Origin of the sequence: Nostoc sp. DedVER02 (assembly GCF_034530675.2) — a bacterium.
Classification (GTDB): Bacteria; Cyanobacteriota; Cyanobacteriia; order Cyanobacteriales; family Nostocaceae; genus Nostoc.
This window is the reverse complement of sequence record NZ_JAVRCP020000037.1, coordinates 1-19,152: the sequence shown is the minus strand read 5'-3', so window position 1 is coordinate 19,152 and position 19,152 is coordinate 1. Positions and strand designations below refer to the sequence as shown.

Annotated in this window: 17 protein-coding genes; 10 read left to right on the top strand and 7 right to left on the bottom strand. The window is 43.5% G+C overall.

Features of this window, described 5'->3' with window-relative positions; genetic code table 11:
- Nucleotides 1-585 precede the first annotated feature (585 nt).
- The 4 genes from RMZ41_RS25915 (at nucleotide 586) to RMZ41_RS25900 (ending at nucleotide 4,027) form a co-directional block, all read left to right on the top strand.
- A complete protein-coding gene (locus RMZ41_RS25915) occupies nucleotides 586-1,770 on the top strand; it encodes an AbrB family transcriptional regulator (RefSeq protein WP_322639927.1) in 1,185 nt (394 codons plus the stop codon).
- Nucleotides 1,771-1,967: 197 nt separating this feature from the next.
- Nucleotides 1,968-2,345 carry a hypothetical protein gene (locus tag RMZ41_RS25910; RefSeq protein WP_322734417.1) on the top strand — a complete coding sequence of 126 codons (378 nt, stop codon included), beginning with the start codon at nucleotides 1,968-1,970 and terminating at the stop codon, nucleotides 2,343-2,345.
- Between the two features lie 29 nt (nucleotides 2,346-2,374).
- Nucleotides 2,375-3,034: a phosphoribosylanthranilate isomerase gene (locus tag RMZ41_RS25905; RefSeq protein WP_322639926.1), complete on the top strand. Its 660-nt coding sequence runs from the start codon at nucleotides 2,375-2,377 to the stop codon at nucleotides 3,032-3,034.
- 177 nt (nucleotides 3,035-3,211) lie between these two features.
- Nucleotides 3,212-4,027 (top strand): DUF1838 domain-containing protein, encoded by an 816-nt coding sequence (locus RMZ41_RS25900; RefSeq protein WP_322639925.1) that lies wholly within the window; start codon nucleotides 3,212-3,214, stop codon nucleotides 4,025-4,027.
- Nucleotides 4,028-4,042: 15 nt separating this feature from the next.
- Here RMZ41_RS25900 and RMZ41_RS25895 read toward each other — a convergent pair whose 3' ends face one another.
- The 5 genes from RMZ41_RS25895 to RMZ41_RS25875 form a co-directional block, all read right to left on the bottom strand.
- Complete coding sequence (locus RMZ41_RS25895) at nucleotides 4,043-7,513, bottom strand: PAS domain S-box protein (protein WP_322639924.1); 3,471 nt, start codon at nucleotides 7,511-7,513, stop codon at nucleotides 4,043-4,045.
- Between the two features lie 122 nt (nucleotides 7,514-7,635).
- Nucleotides 7,636-7,953, bottom strand: a complete 318-nt coding sequence (locus tag RMZ41_RS25890) for a hypothetical protein (RefSeq protein WP_322639923.1) — start codon at nucleotides 7,951-7,953, stop codon at nucleotides 7,636-7,638.
- Between the two features lie 269 nt (nucleotides 7,954-8,222).
- Nucleotides 8,223-9,458 carry an LL-diaminopimelate aminotransferase gene (locus RMZ41_RS25885; protein ID WP_322639922.1) on the bottom strand — a complete coding sequence of 412 codons (1,236 nt, stop codon included), beginning with the start codon at nucleotides 9,456-9,458 and terminating at the stop codon, nucleotides 8,223-8,225.
- A gap of 213 nt (nucleotides 9,459-9,671) precedes the next feature.
- On the bottom strand, nucleotides 9,672-10,073 hold the full coding sequence (locus RMZ41_RS25880; protein ID WP_322639921.1) for a biopolymer transporter ExbD: 402 nt from the start codon (nucleotides 10,071-10,073) through the stop codon (nucleotides 9,672-9,674).
- Entirely contained in the window at nucleotides 10,057-10,710 is a 654-nt protein-coding gene (locus RMZ41_RS25875) for a MotA/TolQ/ExbB proton channel family protein (RefSeq protein WP_322639920.1), read from the bottom strand. The genes RMZ41_RS25880 and RMZ41_RS25875 overlap by 17 nt, the downstream gene beginning before the upstream one ends.
- A 343-nt stretch (nucleotides 10,711-11,053) precedes the next feature.
- Between RMZ41_RS25875 and RMZ41_RS25870 the strand changes: the two genes are divergently transcribed.
- From RMZ41_RS25870 to RMZ41_RS25850, 5 genes are all read left to right on the top strand, one after another.
- Nucleotides 11,054-12,619: a TonB family protein gene (locus RMZ41_RS25870; RefSeq protein WP_322639919.1), complete on the top strand. Its 1,566-nt coding sequence runs from the start codon at nucleotides 11,054-11,056 to the stop codon at nucleotides 12,617-12,619.
- Nucleotides 12,620-12,969: 350 nt separating this feature from the next.
- Nucleotides 12,970-13,467 carry an Hsp20/alpha crystallin family protein gene (locus RMZ41_RS25865; RefSeq protein ID WP_322639918.1) on the top strand — a complete coding sequence of 166 codons (498 nt, stop codon included), beginning with the start codon at nucleotides 12,970-12,972 and terminating at the stop codon, nucleotides 13,465-13,467.
- 37 nt (nucleotides 13,468-13,504) lie between these two features.
- Nucleotides 13,505-13,645 carry a hypothetical protein gene (locus tag RMZ41_RS25860; RefSeq protein WP_409875977.1) on the top strand — a complete coding sequence of 47 codons (141 nt, stop codon included), beginning with the start codon at nucleotides 13,505-13,507 and terminating at the stop codon, nucleotides 13,643-13,645.
- A gap of 232 nt (nucleotides 13,646-13,877) precedes the next feature.
- Complete coding sequence (locus RMZ41_RS25855; RefSeq protein WP_084227393.1) at nucleotides 13,878-14,123, top strand: hypothetical protein; 246 nt, start codon at nucleotides 13,878-13,880, stop codon at nucleotides 14,121-14,123.
- A 10-nt stretch (nucleotides 14,124-14,133) separates the two neighbouring features.
- A complete protein-coding gene (locus RMZ41_RS25850) occupies nucleotides 14,134-15,171 on the top strand; it encodes a hypothetical protein (RefSeq protein ID WP_322639917.1) in 1,038 nt (345 codons plus the stop codon).
- A gap of 70 nt (nucleotides 15,172-15,241) precedes the next feature.
- Here RMZ41_RS25850 and ilvA read toward each other — a convergent pair whose 3' ends face one another.
- Nucleotides 15,242-16,753 (bottom strand): threonine ammonia-lyase, biosynthetic, encoded by a 1,512-nt coding sequence (gene ilvA, locus RMZ41_RS25845; protein WP_322639916.1) that lies wholly within the window; start codon nucleotides 16,751-16,753, stop codon nucleotides 15,242-15,244.
- A gap of 287 nt (nucleotides 16,754-17,040) precedes the next feature.
- Between ilvA and RMZ41_RS25840 the strand changes: the two genes are divergently transcribed.
- A complete protein-coding gene (locus tag RMZ41_RS25840; RefSeq protein ID WP_322639915.1) occupies nucleotides 17,041-18,042 on the top strand; it encodes an aldo/keto reductase in 1,002 nt (333 codons plus the stop codon).
- A gap of 4 nt (nucleotides 18,043-18,046) precedes the next feature.
- Here RMZ41_RS25840 and RMZ41_RS25835 read toward each other — a convergent pair.
- Nucleotides 18,047-19,152, bottom strand: a 1,106-nt coding sequence (locus RMZ41_RS25835) for a hypothetical protein (RefSeq protein WP_409875974.1), incomplete at its 5' end; no start/stop codon positions are given.

Here is a 19,152-nt window from a genome sequence, read left to right as displayed (position 1 = left end):
TGAACAGTATTGGTTGTGCCCCTATCCTCTCTCTATAGACATTTTTATTTGAAGGCAACACGCGGTAAATTTAGACTTAGTAGACCGTGGGGGAAATTTGCCTACCTTTAAACAAGGGGATTTTGCCCCAAGTCTTGTTAATTGAGATGGTAGCCAATACTTGTCGGGTTTTGGGGAAAAGGGGAATGGGATAAGGGAAAGAAAAAACCTTTAACCTTTACCCTTTAACCTTTCCCCAAATCCAATTCCGAGTTAAAAATGCAAAACCCGGAGCAGTATTGAGATGGTAGCTGATTTAGGGTGTGTTGAACTAGTTATCTTAGGCGATGGTGCAAGCTTCCACCGTAGGCGATCGCATTAGCTTGAGTACTTGAAGAAGAATCCAGAAGTCAGAATTCAGGAGTCAGAATCAATTAGTGGGGGATTGAGACCCACCAGTAATTGTAGACCGCTAAATTAAAAATTTAGCGGGGGTCTTAAACCCCTTTATTCATTCGCCACTCGCACAGAATTCAATTCTGAATTCTGGCTCCTGACTCCTGAATTCTGCTTTGATAAGTTAAATTAATAAAAAAGCTTGTATAGATGAATCAAAGCCTAAGTGTTGCTCCCAGCCTGGAAGAACACACTCATGAAACTCCTGTTGTCACCAAACAACAGCTATTTACAAAGCAACTAATTGTCCTTGTCTTAGAAATCCTTTTAGCATTACCTCTAGGTTTACTTCTTGCAAAGTTCCAAATTGGCAGGGTTGGCTGGATATTTGGCGGGATTGCTGCTGGTACTGTAGTTCTTCAAGGATGTCGAATTTTTTATCAATATTCCCCCAAACCTAACCGCACTGCGAGAAAAGTGGGAATGGCACTTGTAGGTTTAACTGTCGGCGCTTCTAATACCCACGGTAATCTAGCTAGTGTTGCTTCTGGTATTCCCATATTTATTTTTTTAACATTGTTTCTGCTGCTGAGTGGAAGCTGTATTGGTTATATTTACGCCCGTCTCAGCAAAATCAACCTATTGACAGCAATGCTGGCAACAGTTCCTGGTGGTGTCGGAATTATGGCTGCGATCGCAGCAGATTACAATAAAAATGTCAGCTTAGTTGCCCTAGTTCAAGCAATTCGCGTCACCTCAGTTGTTGTTTTTATCCCCTTCATCGCTAGGACATCAACTGGTAATTACTATCCGCAAACACTCCCAATTAACAGCACTTGGCTCAATTTCGATCCATCTCAACTGGAATTACTCTTTTTAGTACTCCTAATCACTGGATTAGTAATTTATCCAGCTATATTATTTAAAATTCCCGCAGGCGATTTCTTTGGTGCATTGTTAATTGGTATCGGGTTTAATCCTTTGCTACATTGGCTGCCTTTTGTGGGTGATATTAGCTTTAGTCCGCCGCCTTTAATTAACTTATTGGGTCAAATGTTGCTGGGAATTACCATTGGTGAGTATTGGGGAGACAAACCCAACTTTCAAAAGCGGACTGTCGCCTATGCCTTGATGTCTGTAGGGATGACCCTCATTGCCGGAGCGATCGCTGCTATACTTGCCATGAAATTAACCTCTTGGGACTGGTTAACGTGTCTCTTAGTCACAGCACCAGGAGGATCGGCAGAAATGATCTTGGTTTCCCTGACATTGAATCATAATGTGGAAATCGTTACAACTGGTCATTTAGTGCGACTGATTGCGATTAATAGTTCTCTACCTCTTTGGGTATTTTTGTTTCGCCGTCTTGATGAGCAACTTTCTGAATCAGTTTAATTGAATTGGGGATTGGGGATTGGGGATTGGGGATTGGGAATTGGGCAAAAGAGTGGGGTTTTTATGCTTGTTTGTAAGTAAGCTGAAAACTATCTAAAATTGCATAATCGAATTAAATCCAACTTTTGTGGGGTGGGCAACATGAGCGCCCTAATTATGCAAGGTTATTCATGGAATAGCTTATCAAAGCCTCTTTAATGGAGCTAAAAGGTTCATTAATGGAGTTCAAAGCCTCTTTAATGGAGCTAAAAGCCTCATTAATGGAGTTAAAAGGTTCATTAATGGAGCTAAAAGCCTCTTTAATGGAGTTCAAAAGCTCATTAATGGAGCTAAAAGGTTCATTAATGGAGCTAAAAGGTTCATTAATGGAGCTAAAAGCCTCTTTAATGGAGTTCAAAGCCTCTTTAATGGAGCTAAAAGCCTCTTTAATGGAGCTAAAAGGCTCATTAATGGAGTTCAAAATATATCTCTTCTGCCCTTTTTACTCACCGCCTTTTTGCTCTTTTCCCTTTAAACTGCCAGCTTCAAAGATTATTCTAAATTTAGATATTGCGGTTTTTGTCAACTACTTTTAAGGGACTGGTGCTTTAGGAGTTTGGAAAGAATGGAAAGAACAGCAAACCCAAGAGTTAAAATTTGCTGTATTAGCAGTATAGAGGAAGCATGGATTGCTATTCGTTGCGGTGCATCTGCCCTCGGCTTGGTTTCTTATATGCCCAGTGGCCCTGGTGTCATCTCTGAAGAATTAATTACCAAAATTGCGGCTTGTGTACCACCCCCGATCGCTACTTTTTTACTTACTTCAAGCCAAGATGCTCAGGAGATTATTCAGCAGGTAAGGCGCTGTCGGACAAATACTGTGCAAATTTGCGACTCCTTAGAATCAGGAAGCTACCAAGATATACGAGACGCTTTACCTGGAATCTCCATTGTCCAAGTAATTCACGTCATGACGGAAGAATCCATAGACGAAGCAATCAGTGTCGCGCCCCATGTAGATGCAATTCTACTAGACTCCGGCAATCAATCATTGCTGATTAAAGAGTTGGGCGGCACAGGACGGTTACACGACTGGAATTTAAGCGCTAAAATCCGCGAACAGGTAAACGTGCCAATCTTCTTAGCTGGAGGGCTAAAACCTGAAAATGTTGCGATCGCAGTCAAACAAGTTGCTCCTTTCGGACTTGATTTGTGTAGTGCCGTTCGCACCAACGGCAAACTAGATGAAAATAAGCTCAAACTATTCTTCCAGCAATTGAAATAGGAAATTGGGCATTGGGCATTGGACTGAAAAGAGATAAAATCCTACCTTTTGTACAGACGCGATTCATCGCGTCTCTCTTGTACAGACGGGATTCATCGCGTCTCCTAACTCTTAAAGATGCAACTTCAATGCTGATTAGCTTATCCTTTTGTTATTCAAACACTAAGGATGCTTTAGATGGTTGCCCAAATCCAAGAACTTGAAGCGCAGCACTGGGTTAAAACTCGTTCTTCCCTCGACCCTAGTGAATCCACTTTCCTGATGTGGAAAGGTAAAATCTACGCCTTTATCCCCGGCGAGAAAAGACAACTCTTGTTTAAGATGCTGGGATTGAGTGTTAGCCGATGTATTCCCACAGCAGAGGGTAGCTGGGATTTTACTTCTAGAGAACTAACTTACTACCTCAACCCGAAAACAGATGAAGTCTTACGCAAATGGGAGAATCCTTGGACAAGCGAGACAGTTCCGGTAATCCACGTTGCTAATAATCCAGTGCAGGGTAGGTTTGAGGGAAATTTCCCTGCACAAGTAGATGGTGACAGCACAACCTTTGTTTTTGATATATTTCCCTATTACCCAAATCCCCTCGCAGACGATCGCAAATTTGCCGAATATAGCCCAAATCCAATTTATCAAGCAGCCGAATTGTTTAAATTAACAGTGCCAACCGCAGATTTATTTAACACAGCCCTTTCCTCTGTTTCTGAACTCAAACTGAGTTGGGATCGCATTGGTCAATGGCTTCCCTGGATGAAAATGGGCGATCGCCCCGGTCAACTGATCTACAGTGCTGTTGGCAGCAAAGTCAATGGTTTAACAGAATTGCCTCCACTGCTGCAAGACGAAATTAATAACCGTATTCCTCTATATAAACAAGCCCCAAAAGCATTGATAGATGGGGAAGATATGACTTCCTGGTTGTATTTCCAAAAGCATTTTCCAGCTTACTTGGCTGGTGAAATCTTCCCCCTCCCCCAAGCAGAAGAATTTTGACATCTCAAGTTAGAGCTAAGTAGACTGAACCAGGCTAGAGATTGCTTGCACTAACGTACTTGGCTCTATTGGTTTAGAAATATGCTGTTGGAAACCTGCTTTTAGTGCCTGTTGCTGATTCATCTCCCCGGCGTAGGCAGTTAGGGCGATCGCTTTTATCTGCTCACCTTGTGGCAACATTCTGACTTGTTGGATCAACATATAGCCATCTACATCAGGCATCCCAATGTCACTAAGTAACACATCAAATTTAGACTTGATGAGTACCGTAAGTGCCTCGGAAGCTGAAGACACGGCTGTGATATTTGCTCCAAACTGCTCCAACACAAAACAAGTCAAATCCCGCGTGTCGGTATCATCATCCACTACTAAAACTTTGATTCCATTCAAATCGAGAAACGGATCGAGCAGCGTACTGTCCTGATTCGTTACTGGCTGAGTGGACATTAGCGGTAGCCGGATTGTAAAGGTTGCTCCTTGCCCAACACCTGGACTTTCTGCCTCAATTGTGCCACCATGCAATTCGACTAAGTGACGGGCGATCGCCAACCCTAATCCCAGTCCACCGAACTTTCTTGTGGTAGTGCCATCTGCTTGCCGGAAGTAATCAAACACGTAGGGAATAAAATCAGGATGAATACCCTTGCCTGTATCGCTGACGGTGATTTGGGCAACAGAGCCAAGTTGCTCTAAACGAATATTTACCTGTCCCCTTTCAGGCGTGAATTTAATAGCATTTGAGAGCAGATTCCAAATTACTTGTTGCAAACGAGTTGAATCACCCAAAACTTGGCCAACCTTGGGTTCGATGACTGTCTGCACTGAAATTGATTTGGCTTGGGCTGCTAGCCGCACCGTTTCCATTCCCGCTTGAATTGTAGTTGCGAGATCGACTGAAGCAACATTAAGGCTGAGTTTACCCCGCAGAATGCGGGAAACATCCAAAAGATCCTCAATCAGTTCTGATTGCAATTTGGCATTGCGTTGAATAGTTGCTAGAGCGTACCGTATCTTCGCTTCATTCAACTTCTGGCTCTGAAGTAGACTAGACCAACCGAGAATTGGGTTGAGAGGCGATCGCAACTCGTGAGACAACACCGCTAAAAATTCATCTTTAACTCGGTTTGCAGCTTCAGCTTCTTCCCGTAATGCTTCGGCTGTCAACCGTGCTTGCTGTTCTGCTTCGTATAACCGGGCATTCTCAACTGCGATCGATGCCATTTGCGCTAACTGCACAAGTATCGCTTCATCCGCTTCGGTGAACTCACCTTCATATTTGTCTGAAAGCTGAATCAACCCAATATTATGTCCCTCTCGTCCCCTTAGAGTTGCTGCAAGCCAGCCCCGCATCGGAGGGTGGTTTTTTGCCTCCATACCAAAACCTCGCCAACGGGGATGACTTTCAAGTTCGGCTTGTGTCATCCGCATTGATTGATTCAGCTGACATACAAAGGCGTAAATTCCAGACCCATCTGGCTTTTCATCGTAGTCTCGCCACTGGGCGTACTTTTCAGACATGTAAATAGCGTTAATTCCCTGTGCCCAGTTTTGGCTAATAGTCATGCTGGTAACGCACTGGTGAACACTAATAATCGATGCTGCCTGCTCGGTAATTATTTGCAGGACTTCTTCAACAGAAAGGGCAGAATTGATTGCCAACGCTGCTGTTGTCAATCCCTGCAATTGATTGGCATAGTGTCGTTCGCGGGCAAGGAGTTGTTCGCGCTCGGCTTGGGCTTGTTTGCGATTGGTGATGTCAATGATAAATTCTACGCCATCTTCTTCATTAAGACGCTTGGCACAGAACAATCCCCACCAGCGTGAGCCGTCCTTGCGAATGTATTCCTTTTCGTAAGGAGTAGTGCTACCAGTTGCTTTAAACTCTTCGATTGCTTTGAGGGAATGCGACATCCACTCCGGTGGTGTCATTTTGTCCCACCATACCAATCCTTGCTCAATATCCTCACGGCTGTAGCCGCTCATTTGCAGGAAAGCATCGTTGGTTTCGCTGATACTGCCGTTGATTTTAAAGAAAATGACACCGACCGTTTCGATGGCGATCGCGCGACGTAGGCGCTCTTCGGATTCGCGCAAGGCTGCTTCGGCTTGCCTGTGATCGCTAATATCACGAGAGATACATAGCAACCGTTCGACTTGCCCATCCGCTCCTTTAATGGGACTAATTTTGTTATCCCACCATTTTGGCTCACCTGTTTGAGTTGGACGATAGCCTTGAAAAGTGGAGACTCTGCCTACTTTTGCATTATCGATGGCGTTCAGTGCGGCTTGCTTGTCGGCTCCTTGCCAGAACTCGCTCCATGAAAAGTTGAGGAACGGTGTGATGTCATTGATGTTGAGCGCCGCCTGACCCCCTGGACTCATGTACACGATCCGCCCTGACAAATCCAATACCTTAATGCAGTCGTCGCTACTGCCAAGGATTTGCTGATTGAACTCTTCACTTTGGCGCAACGCCTCTTCTGCTTGTTTTTGATCTGTGATGTCAATCAGTAATCCATCCCACACGTATCCTTGTGTTGTTTGCACGGCTCGGGAACTGCCGTGAATCCATTTGAGTTTACCTGATGGCGTAACGATTCGCCCCTCCCACTGCCACGGGAGAAAATTTTGAGCAGCCTCAGCAACGGACGTTTGAAATGATGGCAAATCCTCTGGATGAATTAATCTCACAAAAGAATTGGCATCTTGAATAATTGTTTCTGGCTCCAATTCCAATAGTTCACGGCTGCCAGAATTGACAAAGATAAACCGATGGGGACTATCCGTGCAGGGCAAGTAGCGATAGACTACACCTGGCACATTCGCAACCAGTGCTTCGAACTGAGTTTGACTGTGATGGAGTACTGCAAGGGTTGCTTGCTCCTGGCTTTGAGCTTTAAGAGCCATTTGCCGCAGATGAATACTTTGTAAAGCAGAGGCACTAAAGCCTGCCAAACTCTTCATCAGCCGACGATCCTCAGCATCAAACTGTCGCGCCTGATGATGCGACACAATCCAAAGAGTGCCTAATGGTTGATTGTTTACACAAAGCGGAATTAGCAATCCCTCAACAATGGGAAACTGCGGGTGGTGCAAATAGGTGAAATAGCGTTCAGGATAGGCATATAGTTGCGGCTGCCGAGATTGAAGTGTGGTGCTACAGGGACTAAAATTACCTGGGGTGGTGGTTTGTTCTAAGAATTTTAATGCGCCTGCGATCGCTACCCAGCGAAATCTGGATTCGCCATTAGCATCTGTTTCCAGTAAACTGACTCCGGCAGTATCGGCTCGACATAAATCGATGGCAATCTGAACTAGGGTTTTGAGCGTGGATTGCGGATCGTCAAAGAGTTGTTGGGCGAGAGCATGAAGCGCTTGATTTTCAGCCGCTAAGTCTGGCTGTCTTGCTGGACGACCAGCCAGTACCTCTGTAATCAAGACATCTGCTTCAGTAACTGCCGGAGTAATCTTTTGGGGCAAACACATTATATATAAGCAACTCGACCGTGTTTAACTGAAAAAAGAACGCCCAAGTAGATATTTTCCTTCTAATACGCTCAATGATACATCTAGCTAAAAGCAGATAAATTTAATCTCCAATTAATAATTTAAGCTGGCTGCTGTATTTTTTGAAATTCCTCAATTGCTTTGATATGGACTTCATTTACCTTTATATGCTCCTTTACTGCTTCTGAAAATACTTCTGTTGAAGGATCTTCTGTTAGTCTATACACCAGATCGTGAAATTTCTGCGCGTGTTCGTGCATGGTTTCTACATAGGCTTCGATACGTTTTTTTTGTTCCGGATCTATTTGGTCATCTGTTTCTAAACTCTTACTCAACTCTTGTACCTCTTTGCTATGCTTAATTGCTTGTTGAGCATGTTTTTGTGCTGTCTCTATACTCTGCTTTGAAATTTCATGCATAATATTAATCCCGACTATCGCTTTATAAAAAACTACAAAATAGCAGCCATCTCGCCTATCTGTAAAAGTTAGTGAGAACTAACTAGCATAGCAACAGCCAAGGTGGTTAGCACATCAACAGATACAGATGATGAAACTTAGACACAAAAAGATTTTTCACCCAGTCCCCAGTCCCCAGTCCCTAGTCCCCAGTCCCCAAAGGTTGCGGTGGATGATATTGCCCACCGTAACCTTGAGATTAATAGAATGAGTTTAACAAAAGCGATCGCCTACACCTTAAACTTCTCGGTAATCCGCTTCATCGCCTCTTCGACATTCTCACGACTGTTAAACGCCGAAATGCGGAAGTAACCTTCACCCGCAGCACCAAACCCTGAACCGGGTGTCCCTACAACGTTGACAGTTTGCAGCAATTTATCAAAGAATTCCCAACTGGATAAACCATTAGGGGTTTTCACCCAAACGTAAGGTGCATTCACGCCACCATAGACTGATAATCCGGCGGCTGTAAGTTTTTCGCGGATAATTTTGGCGTTTTCTAGATAAAAATTAACCAGTTCTTTGATTTGTGCCTGTCCTTCTTCAGAGTAAACCGCTTCGGCTCCCCGTTGGACGATGTAAGAAACACCATTGAATTTGGTGGACTGGCGACGATTCCAGAGTTTCCATAGTTCTACATCGGAACCATCGGCGGCTTTTCCTGTAAGTGTCTTCGGTACCACAGTTAACGCACAACGGGTTCCTGTAAAGCCTGCATTCTTGGAAAAAGACCGAAATTCGATCGCAACTTCTCTTGCACCTTCAATTTCATAAATTGAGTGGGGAAGTGATGGATCGGTAATGTAAGCTTCGTAGGCTGCATCAAAGAAAATAATCGAGTTATTAGCCTTGGCATAGTCCACCCATGCTTTGAGATATTCCTTGGTAGCAGTTGCGCCAGTAGGGTTATTGGGAAAGCAGAGATAAATTAAATCTACTTTCTTGGAGGGAATCTCGGCGGTGAAGTTGTTATCAGCCGTAATTGGAAGATAAACTAAGCCTTCAAACTCGCCTTTGTCGTTGGCATTTCCCGTATTTCCCACCATAACGTTAGTGTCTACGTATACGGGGTAAACTGGGTCAGTAACGGCAATGATGTTGTCATGACCAAAGATTTCTAGAATATTGCCGGTGTCGCACTTAGAACCATCAGAGATAAAGATTTCTGAGGCATCAATTTCGGCTCCCCGTGCTTGGAAATCGTGAGTAGCAATTTTCTCCCTTAACCAAGCATAACCTTGCTCTGGCCCGTAACCTTTGAAGGTATTGCGATCGCTCATATCTTCCACAGCTTTGATCATCGCTGTGCGGCAAGCCTCCGGTAGAGGTTCGGTAACATCGCCAATGCCCAGCCGGATGATTTTAGCATCAGGATTGGCTTCTGCAAAGGCATTCACCCGCCGAGCAATTTCTGGAAACAGATAACCCGCTTTTAGTTTCAGGTAGTTGTCGTTAATAGTTGCCATTGTAAATATGAAAAAACGCCCTCAAACAGCTTACTGCTAATTTATGAGGGCGATAACTTGTAATTAACAGCGACCACTTTTTTTATACTTGTATCTCAAGAATTGCAGATGTGTAAGCGTACCTGGTAGTAGTCATCAGGTAAGAAGGAGTTAGGAGCCAGAATATATCATTTTCCTGACTCTCTGAACTTGTGATGTACAATATTTCTACTTTTATTTTTGGGTAGCGATCGCTAATTTTGCCCCTTCAACTTGACGTACCCGATCCATCACCGCTACTACCCGCCCATAATCAACTTTCTCATCAGCATTAATAATCACCAAGACTTCTGGGTTAGAACCAACTATAGAACGCACTTGCGCTGTCAAATCATCAACTTCAATTGGTTTACGGTTCAGGCTTACCTGTTCTTTTTCATCTACCGTAATCGTAATTCTGGTGGGAACTTGCTGTTGTTTGGCTGTGCTAGCCTTCGGTAAATTTACTGGTAAACCTTCTGAGCGGGTTAAAAACAGAGTTGACATGATGAAAAATGTCAAAATTGCAAAAATCACATCAATCATCGGCACGATGTTGATCTGTAACGGAAGTTCTGGCTCATCTTGTAGACGCATAGGTTTTTTCTCCTCGTTCATAGCGACGGCGGTAAAGTAATTCTAGCTGTCCCCCATACTCCTGAATTAGCGCAATTTGTCGCTGGTACAGTCCCCGGAAGGTATTGGCAAACATGAGTATGAATATAGCAACTATCAATCCTGATGCTGTTGATACTAAAGCCTCACTAATCCCGGCGGTAACACTTGCCGTTTTGCTACCTCCCACGTCACCAAGATTTAGGGAAGCAAAGGAAGCTATCAATCCTAATACTGTACCAAGAAGACCTAACAGTGGTGCCAGACTAATGATTGTCTCGAACATGTTTTGGAAACGTTTTAACACAGGTATCTCAGCCTGCGCTTCGCTTTCTAACGCCAAACGAAATTCCTCTGGATTTGGCTCCTCTAATTCTAAAGCCGCCAGAAAAATCCGGGCGAGTGGCAAATCTGCGTTTTTCTGAAGTTTATCCATTGCACCGACAACATTATCGAGACGGTAGAGATTCAAAACATCTCGCACCACGCGGCTTTGACGCTGATTAATCCGTACCCAAAACCTGATCCGCTCGATAATCAGTGCCACACCCAATACCGAAAACGCCAACAGGGGCCACATGACGATACCACCTGCTACAAACAAATTCTGAATTCCCATGTAGTGCCTCTATAACGTCGTCCACAATACAAAATCAGAGTACCAGAATCTAGAGAGAAGCTGAAACTTTTTCTCAATAAAATATAAAATATAATGATAAATTTTTCAAATTTAATACTCATGATTTTTATTTACTTATCCGTTTGTTTTACATAAACTAATTTAATTCAATTGCAACAAAAATTAATTTTATCCAAAAACGATGATATCGGTGGTTAGAAAAGATGTTTTTGCTTAGTGCAGGGTTCCGTAAGGCTATCCCAAGTAATTTTATTTTTTTACTTGATATTTATACCTTTGCATTCTAAGATGGCTAAATTAGTGAGAATAGGTAGCAATAGCTATGAGCTTTTCCGGCATTACTGTCGAGCAACGTTCCAAAGAAGTTGAGGCTCTCAAGTCTTTTCTGACTTACAGTCTGATCGGTTCACTGGCGCTGCATATCGGCGTACTGTCCTCAGGCATAAGTAATTATTTGACGAGAGTGCCCACAGAAGAAGAACCAATAGAGGTAGCGATCGTGGATTCTCCGACTGCGGAACCAGAAAACTCAGTTGAAAAAATTCCAGAAGAACCCAAAAAAGAACCAGAAATTGTTCAAAAACAGTCTATAGAAACTCTACCAGTACAAAAACCAGTACAAGAATTTATTGAAAGATCAACAATTCAAGCAGTTCAACAACAACCACAACAAACTACTCGAAATCCACAGCCAATTCAACAACAACCACAACAAACTACTCGAAATCCCCAGCCAGCAAATAGGGAAACTGCTCTCAAACCAGAAATCCCTGTGAAAACTGTTGCTCCTCAGAGTACTGGCGGTGGCGGTGGCGGTGGCGGTGGCGGCTCAGGTGTTGGTTTAGGCTCAGGTAGTGGTATTGCTGTAGGTACAAACAGTGGTACTGGCCTTGGTGGAGGAACTGGGACTGGGACTGGCGGTGGCATTGGTAGTGGTACTGGCTCAGGAATTGGCTCAGGAATTGGCTCAGGAATTGGCAGTGGTACAGGTTCCGGAATTGGCTCTGGTACTGGCTCAGGAACTGGCTCAGGAATTGGCAGTGGTACAGGTTCGGGAATTGGCTCTGGTATAGGCAATGGAGTAGGAAACCGTCCGCCAGTAGCAACAGCGCCAACAGCGCCAACACCTCCAAAAATTAACACTACTTCAGGTAATGGGAATGGTCGTGCAGCCTGCCGGGAATGTAATGCTAAGTATCCAGAGGCAGCAAGACGGCGAGGAGTTGAAGGCAGAGTAGAAGTAGCGGTCGATACAGATGCCCAAGGTAATGTTACTAATGTGCGGATTGCCCGCTCTAGTGGAAACCGCGACTTGGATGAAGAAACCGCTAGACAAGCGCGTGAGTGGAAATTAAAACCCGCAGAAGGTGGTAGACAAGGAGTATCAATAGCCACTGAATTTGCCATCAAAGGTTCACGGCGATCGCGCCAAGTTCAAGAACGGCAAGCACGAAGACAAGCACAAGAGAGAATCGAGCAAACAACGGCTGCTAACTCCACACCAGAAAATCCAAGACGTAGGCGCAGAGAGTTAGTACCTTCATCTAATGAAACTACAGCTATAAAACCAGCCCAATCTAGAGCCACAAAACCAGCTATATCTGGATTTAGTAGACGGTTGGAACCTCAAAGAGGGGAAAATTCTGCTACAAACTCATCATCTGGAACTAGCACAACTCGCACTCAAGGAAGTCCTAGAGAGTCTTTACGCCCCATCCGGCGCGAGCAAAGGGCTACCGATTCATCACAACAGCCACAACCAACCACAAATCGGCGGCGGCGAAGAGATAACACTAGCCAGAATAAGTTGCGGGAATCTTTGCGTGGTTTACGTCAACAACCTCAATCGCAACCTGCTGCACCGTCTACTGCTCCTAGTCAGCAGTAGAGCGGCAATTTAAAGTAAGTCAGGAGTGAGAATATATAGCAAGGGACTGGGGGAAAAGTCTTTTTATGTCTGAGTTTCATGTTGATGTCCTAACCACCAAGGCTTCTGCTATATAAAGCTCCTGGCTTGTAAATTATGTTTATAGAGGTACGGTTATTGCGATCGCACATGGCCATAAAACCGAACCCGCTCAATTTGAACATTAATATAGTCTAATAACTAGGAAGCTTGAGATTTAGCTTCGTGCAATATAAGATTGCTCAACAACCATTTTATCAGTTGTTCGTAAGCTAAGAAGCTTGAGATTAAGCCTCCTAATGACTAAATAGTTCATCTTAGAGGTGATAGTTATGGCAGTAATTCGTTGGAATCCATTTCTGGACATTGAACGTTTAGAACCATTCAGAGATAGTGAACGTTTAGAACCATTCCGAGAAATCGATACCTTGCAAAGACAAATGAATCGTTTGTTTGACAGATTGATCCCAACTACTAATGGTGGTGAAAGGTCTGGGTTTATATTTAGCCCGGCTGCTGAACTAGAAGAAACTGATGATGCAATTCGCTTGAAACTAGAACTACCTGGTCTAGAAGCAAAAGATATAAATATAGAAGCAACTCCCGAATCAATTTCGATTAGCGGTGAGCGGAAGACTGAAAGCAGGAACGAAGAAAACGGTGTTACTCGCTCTGAATTCCGTTATGGAAAATTTCAGAGGATAATCCCCTTACCTTCTCAAATTCAAAACAGCAAAGTGCAAGCTGAATATAAAAATGGTATTCTCCATCTAACTTTGCCGAAAGCGGAATCAGAAAAACACAAAGCCGTCAAAATCAATCTCGGTTAATTCAACACTAAAAATTAGGGAGTGGGAAAAAATTCTTTTGATCCAATTTCCACTCTTGTTATTAGCGATCGCCGCCTTCTATAAACAGGAGGCGGTTCTTTGTTATACAAGAATAGTTTCGCTAATCAATACACCTCTATCACGAGGAGGAGCAATTAGAGTTAGCGCGGCTCACTAAAAATTTTTAATTATTTACGCCGTCCTACTTAATAGTGTTTGCCGATCACCAATTATATGCTGAGATGATAGTCAGGGGCTAACTCTCAAGTTGTTCATCTGCACTTTATGTCTAATGTCAAATTCACTGATTTGAATAAAACTTCTACATAAACACACACTGATGCAGTTTGATTTGCTTGAATAGCTATATTGATAGGACATTGATCCGAAGGCAATTCACAATCCTAATTATGGCAAGTAAATTCATTGATGTTAGAGAATACACTGTCAGGGCGCACAAAAGACAGATTCATACTCGTGTTTTCCAGTTTGTCTGTAAAGAGTGTAACGATCTGACAAAACGCGAGACATTCGGGCCTCGACCCTTATATTGTGAGAGATGTCGCCCTCCCCAAGCACCGAAGAAATCCCAGCCGACATCTCAAAAAGCAAAACCCAGAGCAATGTCTTACAAAAGTGATATCGATTTAAATTGATTGAAGCCTTATGACTCAAAATGGACAATTAGAACCGCCTCCAGGAAACTTTCTCTCCCCATTGTTGGAATTACGAGACTATTATGCTCGCCTCACAGAAGAGTATGAACGCCTCTTTGTGCAAGCGCGATCGCAACTCGATCATGTAGAAGCGTTGTTGTCTAACTGGTCTTATTCCGATCCCAATAAGCAGATATCAAGACTGACTGCGGTTGACGAAAGCTCAAATGTTTCCCAAGAAGGCTCTGTGCGGTTTTTGTCACCTCTTGATGACATCGACGAAATCAAATTGGTGGAGTCTCTAGAATCAGAACTCACAGATTCGGATCGGGTTAAGATCGATAATTCTTTTTCTGCTGTTGATACAAAAGAGAGAAAACCTCCCACTACATCATCAGATGCAAAGATCGCTCCAGAGAACAACGATAGTTTAACGAAGGTAGCAGAAATACCCATGTTACCCCAGTATAATCACGCTGTTTCACGAATGGAAGCCATCAAACAGCTATTGCAAGAGCAGATAGGTACTGTCTGTCATATTGATTTTATCGTGCGATCGCTCTATGGAGAGTTAGATCCCTATCTATTCAAAGTAGTTAAAGGTAGGGTTCAATCTTCCCTCACTCAAGGTAGAGAAAGGAATTATTGGGTAACTATTCCCGATGAGCCAGGTTGTTATACTCTGGATTTAAATTTGGTAGCCCCAAGTAACCGCAATGGTGCTTCTAGGAGCATCAAAAATAAAAATAAAAAGCCTTTCATACCCCCGACAAAAACAGTACCGATGCTCAAAGCCTTTGAAGGTCAATTCTTAATTGATGCCCTCACCTCTCTGTTTGAAGACAATCCAGGTAAAGTTTTCAGCGTTGCTCAAGTCATCGCCGGAATTTATGGAGAACTAGATTCTCAGCAAACTAGAGAAATTAAAAATAAAGTGCTGAATGAATTATCTAGAGGCTATCGGACAGGCAGATTCTCTAGGGTTCCTAACGAAATTGGCTTCTATACTTGGGATTCAAATCTGATATCAAAAAGTAGTTCTCGTTAAATTGGGCATTGGGCATTGGGTATAGTTATGCTCCTTGTTCCCCTGCCCCCTGCCCCCTGCCCCATTCCTCCTATCCCAAAAACAGCTTATATGCTGGGTTTTTGTTTTCATCCCAATAGCGATAGCCCAGGTTATCGAGAAAAGCTTGCCACTCTTCCATCTCGTGGGGGGGAACCTGGATACCAACAACGATTCGACCGTAGTCTGACCCGTTGTTGCGGTAGTGAAAAAGACTAATATTCCAGTCAGGACTCATGGAAGTAACAAACTTCATCAATGCGCCAGGACGTTCGGGAAACTCAAAACGGTAGAGTAATTCATTGTCAGCTAGGGGAGAGTGCCCACCCACCATGTGCCGCAGATGTAATTTAGTTAGTTCGTCGTCGGTTAAATCAAGAGTTTCAAATCCTTGAGCTTCAAAGGTTTCAACCATCTTTGCAGCATCGGCACGGTTTTGAATTTGTACGCCTACAAAAATATGGGCTGTTTTTTCATCAGCAATTCGATAATTAAACTCGGTCAGATTACGGTTGCCGATACATTCACAAAAGTGGCGAATACTTCCCCGTTCTTCAGGTATTGTGACTGCAAAGATTGCTTCTCGGCGTTCGCCCAACTCTGCTCGTTCTGCCACGAAGCGGAGACGATCAAAATTCATGTTTGCACCGCAGGCTACAGCAATTAAGGTTTGTCCCTCGATTTGTTCTCGTTCTGCGTAGGCTTTGGCAGCTGCGATCGCTAATGCACCGGCTGGTTCTAAAATGGATCGCGTATCTTCAAACACATCTTTAATCGCAGCACATGTATCATCTGTATCCACCAGAATAATTTCATCTACATACTGCTGACATAAACGGAAGGTTTCTTCACCGACTTCTCGCACCGCCACACCATCAGCAAATAACCCCACTTGAGACAAGCGCACCCGATGTCCAGCTTTGAGCGATTGAGACATAGCATCAGCATCTACTGGTTCAACGCCAATAATCTTGATTTCAGGACGTAACCGTTTCACATAAGCCCCAATCCCAGAAATCAATCCACCCCCACCAATTGCAACAAAAATTGCATGAATTGGTTGCTGATATTGCCGTAGAATTTCCATCCCGATGGTTCCCTGTCCGGCAATTACATGAGGATCGTCAAAGGGATGAATAAAGGTCAAACCTTTTTCTACTTCTAATTGACGGGCATAGCTATATGCATCGTCGTAGGTATTTCCATGTAACACGACTGCCCCGCCCCTCATTCTAACTGCATCCACCTTGACTTGAGGTGTGGTTACTGGCATGACAATAATCGCCTTGGTTCCCAAGCGATTGGCTGCAAGGGCGACTCCCTGAGCATGGTTTCCCGCCGATGCTGCGATTACACCCTGTGCTAATATATCTGGTGGCAGTTGCACCATCCTGTTATAAGCACCCCGCAGTTTAAAGGAAAATACTGACTGCATATCCTCACGTTTCAACAGGAGTTGATTATTTAGCCGTGCAGACAAATTTGGTGCATATTCTAGTGGTGTTTCCTGGGCAACATCATATACACGGGCAGTCAGGATTTGAATGAGGTAATCGCAAAACATGGGTGTCAAAGTGTTAGCAAATGCCGGATGGAAATTAATTTTATGTTATAAGCGATCGCACTGGTTTTATTTAACTGTTGCCTCTTCCCCCTGATACCATTTCACAAAAAATATGATACAGATGCAAACGCCTAAACCTATGCTACGTCTTACTTTTTTAATTTTTAATTTTTAATTTTTAATTTTTAATTGGTATGACTCCTTTCCTCATAAGCAAATAAATTCAAAAATTAAGCGGACTGCAATGTATACCTGATAATTAATAAGGCAATCTACAGAGAGCAAAGATGCAGATCCAAAAACTTTCCCTCCCAAGCATGGGCTGTGGAACTTGGGCTTGGGGCAACCAACTGCTTTGGGGATATAACGAAAGTATGGATGACCAGTTGCAAGCAGTGTTTAACCTCTGTGTAAACAACGGTGTGGCTTTATTTGATACGGGTGATTCTTACGGTACTGGGAGATTGAATGGTCGAAGTGAATTACTGCTGGGACGATTCAACCGAGAATATGTAGGTTCAAACAAAGAAAATATTTGTATTGCGACTAAGCTTGCTGCTTACCCGTGGAGATGGACACGCAACTCAATGGTAAGTGCTTGCAAGTCGTCTGCCCAACGCCTGGGGAAAAACGTAGATTTGGTACAAATGCACTGGTCAACAGCGAATTATGCTCCTTGGCAAGAGAAAGGGCTTTTAGATGGTCTTGCCGATTTGTATGAGCAAGGACTAGTTAAAGGAGTGGGATTATCTAACTATGGGCCTAAGCGGCTCAAACAAGTGCAAAAAAAATTTGCAGAACGAGGTGTTCCGATTACTACTCTGCAAGTTCAATACTCTTTATTGTCTACATATCCTGTCACCCAATTGGGGCTGAAAGACCTTTGTGATGAGTTGGGAATTAAATTGATTGCCTACAGCCCTTTAGCTTTGGGACTGCTGACAGGAAAATACTCCCAGCAAGAACTGCCCAAAGGTATCCGAGGTTTGTTATTTAGGCAGATGTTAGCAGGAATGGGTAAACACGGAGGGACTTCTGTTAGCAAATCGCTTTTGCTATGTTTGCAAGAGGTGGCACAGTTTAGAAACAAAACTATGTCACAAGTAGCAATTAATTGGTGCATCTGTAAAGGAACTATTCCCATCCCTGGAGCCAAGAGTGTGGAACAGGCTAGGGAAAATATTGGTGCGTTAGGTTGGCAATTAAACGACAGTGAAATTACAGAGTTGGATCGGGCGGCGGCGAATACAGATAAAAAAATGGTACAAAATATCTTTCAAACTAAGTAAAATTTCAAGATGGATTAGAAGAGGAATGAGTTAAATGCTTTCCAATGCCCCTGTTTACTGTGTCTGTGTTTCTGCCGTTGAAACCAGAAGTGGAGAGTGCTAAGGGTGAACCGATGAGTTGAGCAACTCGAAAGGCAGACGCGATCGCACCTTCATGCAAGCCATCTCCTAAATAGGCTCCTGCATAGTAGGTATTGTTCTCTCCATTTGTGGCAACAACTTCATCTCGGTATCGAAAAGATTCAGTTGTATACAACGGCGTGTGATGTTCTTGAGTGTGAATAATCCGATCTTTGGCAATCAACCCTTCTAGTTGAAACGATAAAAAATAATTTTGTGGCAATGAGATGCCGCAAACCTGATTCAAGCAACTGTTATATCCCCATCGAGCCTCTGTTTGGAAAAAATCAAATTCCGAGGGGTGGCGGATGTGGTGACTGTCATACATGGAAGTATCCGTATGAATTGTAGTGGTTGCATAATTGGCTTTCCAATCTGAGAAGCGTTTAATTTCAGCCTCCGTTGGGTCAGCTAACAGCGCCATCACTTGGTCGGGTGGCGTGGCAAACACGACTTTATCAAATTCTTGGATATCACCGTGCGATCGCATATCCCTACCAGGAAGCAAGCTAGATCGCTCAATTTTCACACCATCTGGACTTCTATAAATATTAGCAATCTCCACATTCAACAACACTTCACCTTTAAATCGCTCCAAAATTTTTTCAATATAAGAATATACACCGCCTTTAATTCTGAACCATTTAACTGAGAGATAATCGCGTAACATCGGCATTGCCAGTTCTGCGGGGAAGTTATCAATAAGTTCAAAGGGCATTGAGTAGCTATACATCGTCAGCAACTTTAGCCAGATATTGCTGATACTTTGGTTATTCACATATTGAGACAGTGGGCGATCGTAAAAATCTTCCATCTGGGCAAATCGCGTTTCTAGCCATAATCCAACGGAACGGGCATGGAGCGCATCGAACCGCAGATGTTCAATCAGGCGCTGGATACCTGTATAGTTTTTCTCATACCAATTCTGTATGAAGATGCGCCAAACTACGTCAAACTTATAGATGGGTGCATTTAGTAATTTTGTTATGA

Excerpts from the sequence above, each read along its gene's own strand:
- RMZ41_RS25915 (WP_322639927.1), top strand. The coding sequence starts at position 586 with ATGAATCAAAGCCTAAGTGTTGCTCCCAGCCTGGAAGAACACACTCAT.
- RMZ41_RS25910 (WP_322734417.1), top strand. The coding sequence starts at position 1,968 with ATGGAGCTAAAAGGTTCATTAATGGAGTTCAAAGCCTCTTTAATGGAG.
- RMZ41_RS25905 (WP_322639926.1), top strand. The coding sequence starts at position 2,375 with ATGGAAAGAACAGCAAACCCAAGAGTTAAAATTTGCTGTATTAGCAGT.
- RMZ41_RS25900 (WP_322639925.1), top strand. The coding sequence starts at position 3,212 with ATGGTTGCCCAAATCCAAGAACTTGAAGCGCAGCACTGGGTTAAAACT.
- RMZ41_RS25895 (WP_322639924.1), bottom strand. The coding sequence starts at position 7,513 with ATGTGTTTGCCCCAAAAGATTACTCCGGCAGTTACTGAAGCAGATGTC.
- RMZ41_RS25890 (WP_322639923.1), bottom strand. The coding sequence starts at position 7,953 with ATGCATGAAATTTCAAAGCAGAGTATAGAGACAGCACAAAAACATGCT.
- RMZ41_RS25885 (WP_322639922.1), bottom strand. The coding sequence starts at position 9,458 with ATGGCAACTATTAACGACAACTACCTGAAACTAAAAGCGGGTTATCTG.
- RMZ41_RS25880 (WP_322639921.1), bottom strand. The coding sequence starts at position 10,073 with ATGCGTCTACAAGATGAGCCAGAACTTCCGTTACAGATCAACATCGTG.
- RMZ41_RS25875 (WP_322639920.1), bottom strand. The coding sequence starts at position 10,710 with ATGGGAATTCAGAATTTGTTTGTAGCAGGTGGTATCGTCATGTGGCCC.
- RMZ41_RS25870 (WP_322639919.1), top strand. The coding sequence starts at position 11,054 with ATGAGCTTTTCCGGCATTACTGTCGAGCAACGTTCCAAAGAAGTTGAG.
- RMZ41_RS25865 (WP_322639918.1), top strand. The coding sequence starts at position 12,970 with ATGGCAGTAATTCGTTGGAATCCATTTCTGGACATTGAACGTTTAGAA.
- RMZ41_RS25855 (WP_084227393.1), top strand. The coding sequence starts at position 13,878 with ATGGCAAGTAAATTCATTGATGTTAGAGAATACACTGTCAGGGCGCAC.
- RMZ41_RS25850 (WP_322639917.1), top strand. The coding sequence starts at position 14,134 with ATGACTCAAAATGGACAATTAGAACCGCCTCCAGGAAACTTTCTCTCC.
- ilvA (WP_322639916.1), bottom strand. The coding sequence starts at position 16,753 with ATGTTTTGCGATTACCTCATTCAAATCCTGACTGCCCGTGTATATGAT.
- RMZ41_RS25840 (WP_322639915.1), top strand. The coding sequence starts at position 17,041 with ATGCAGATCCAAAAACTTTCCCTCCCAAGCATGGGCTGTGGAACTTGG.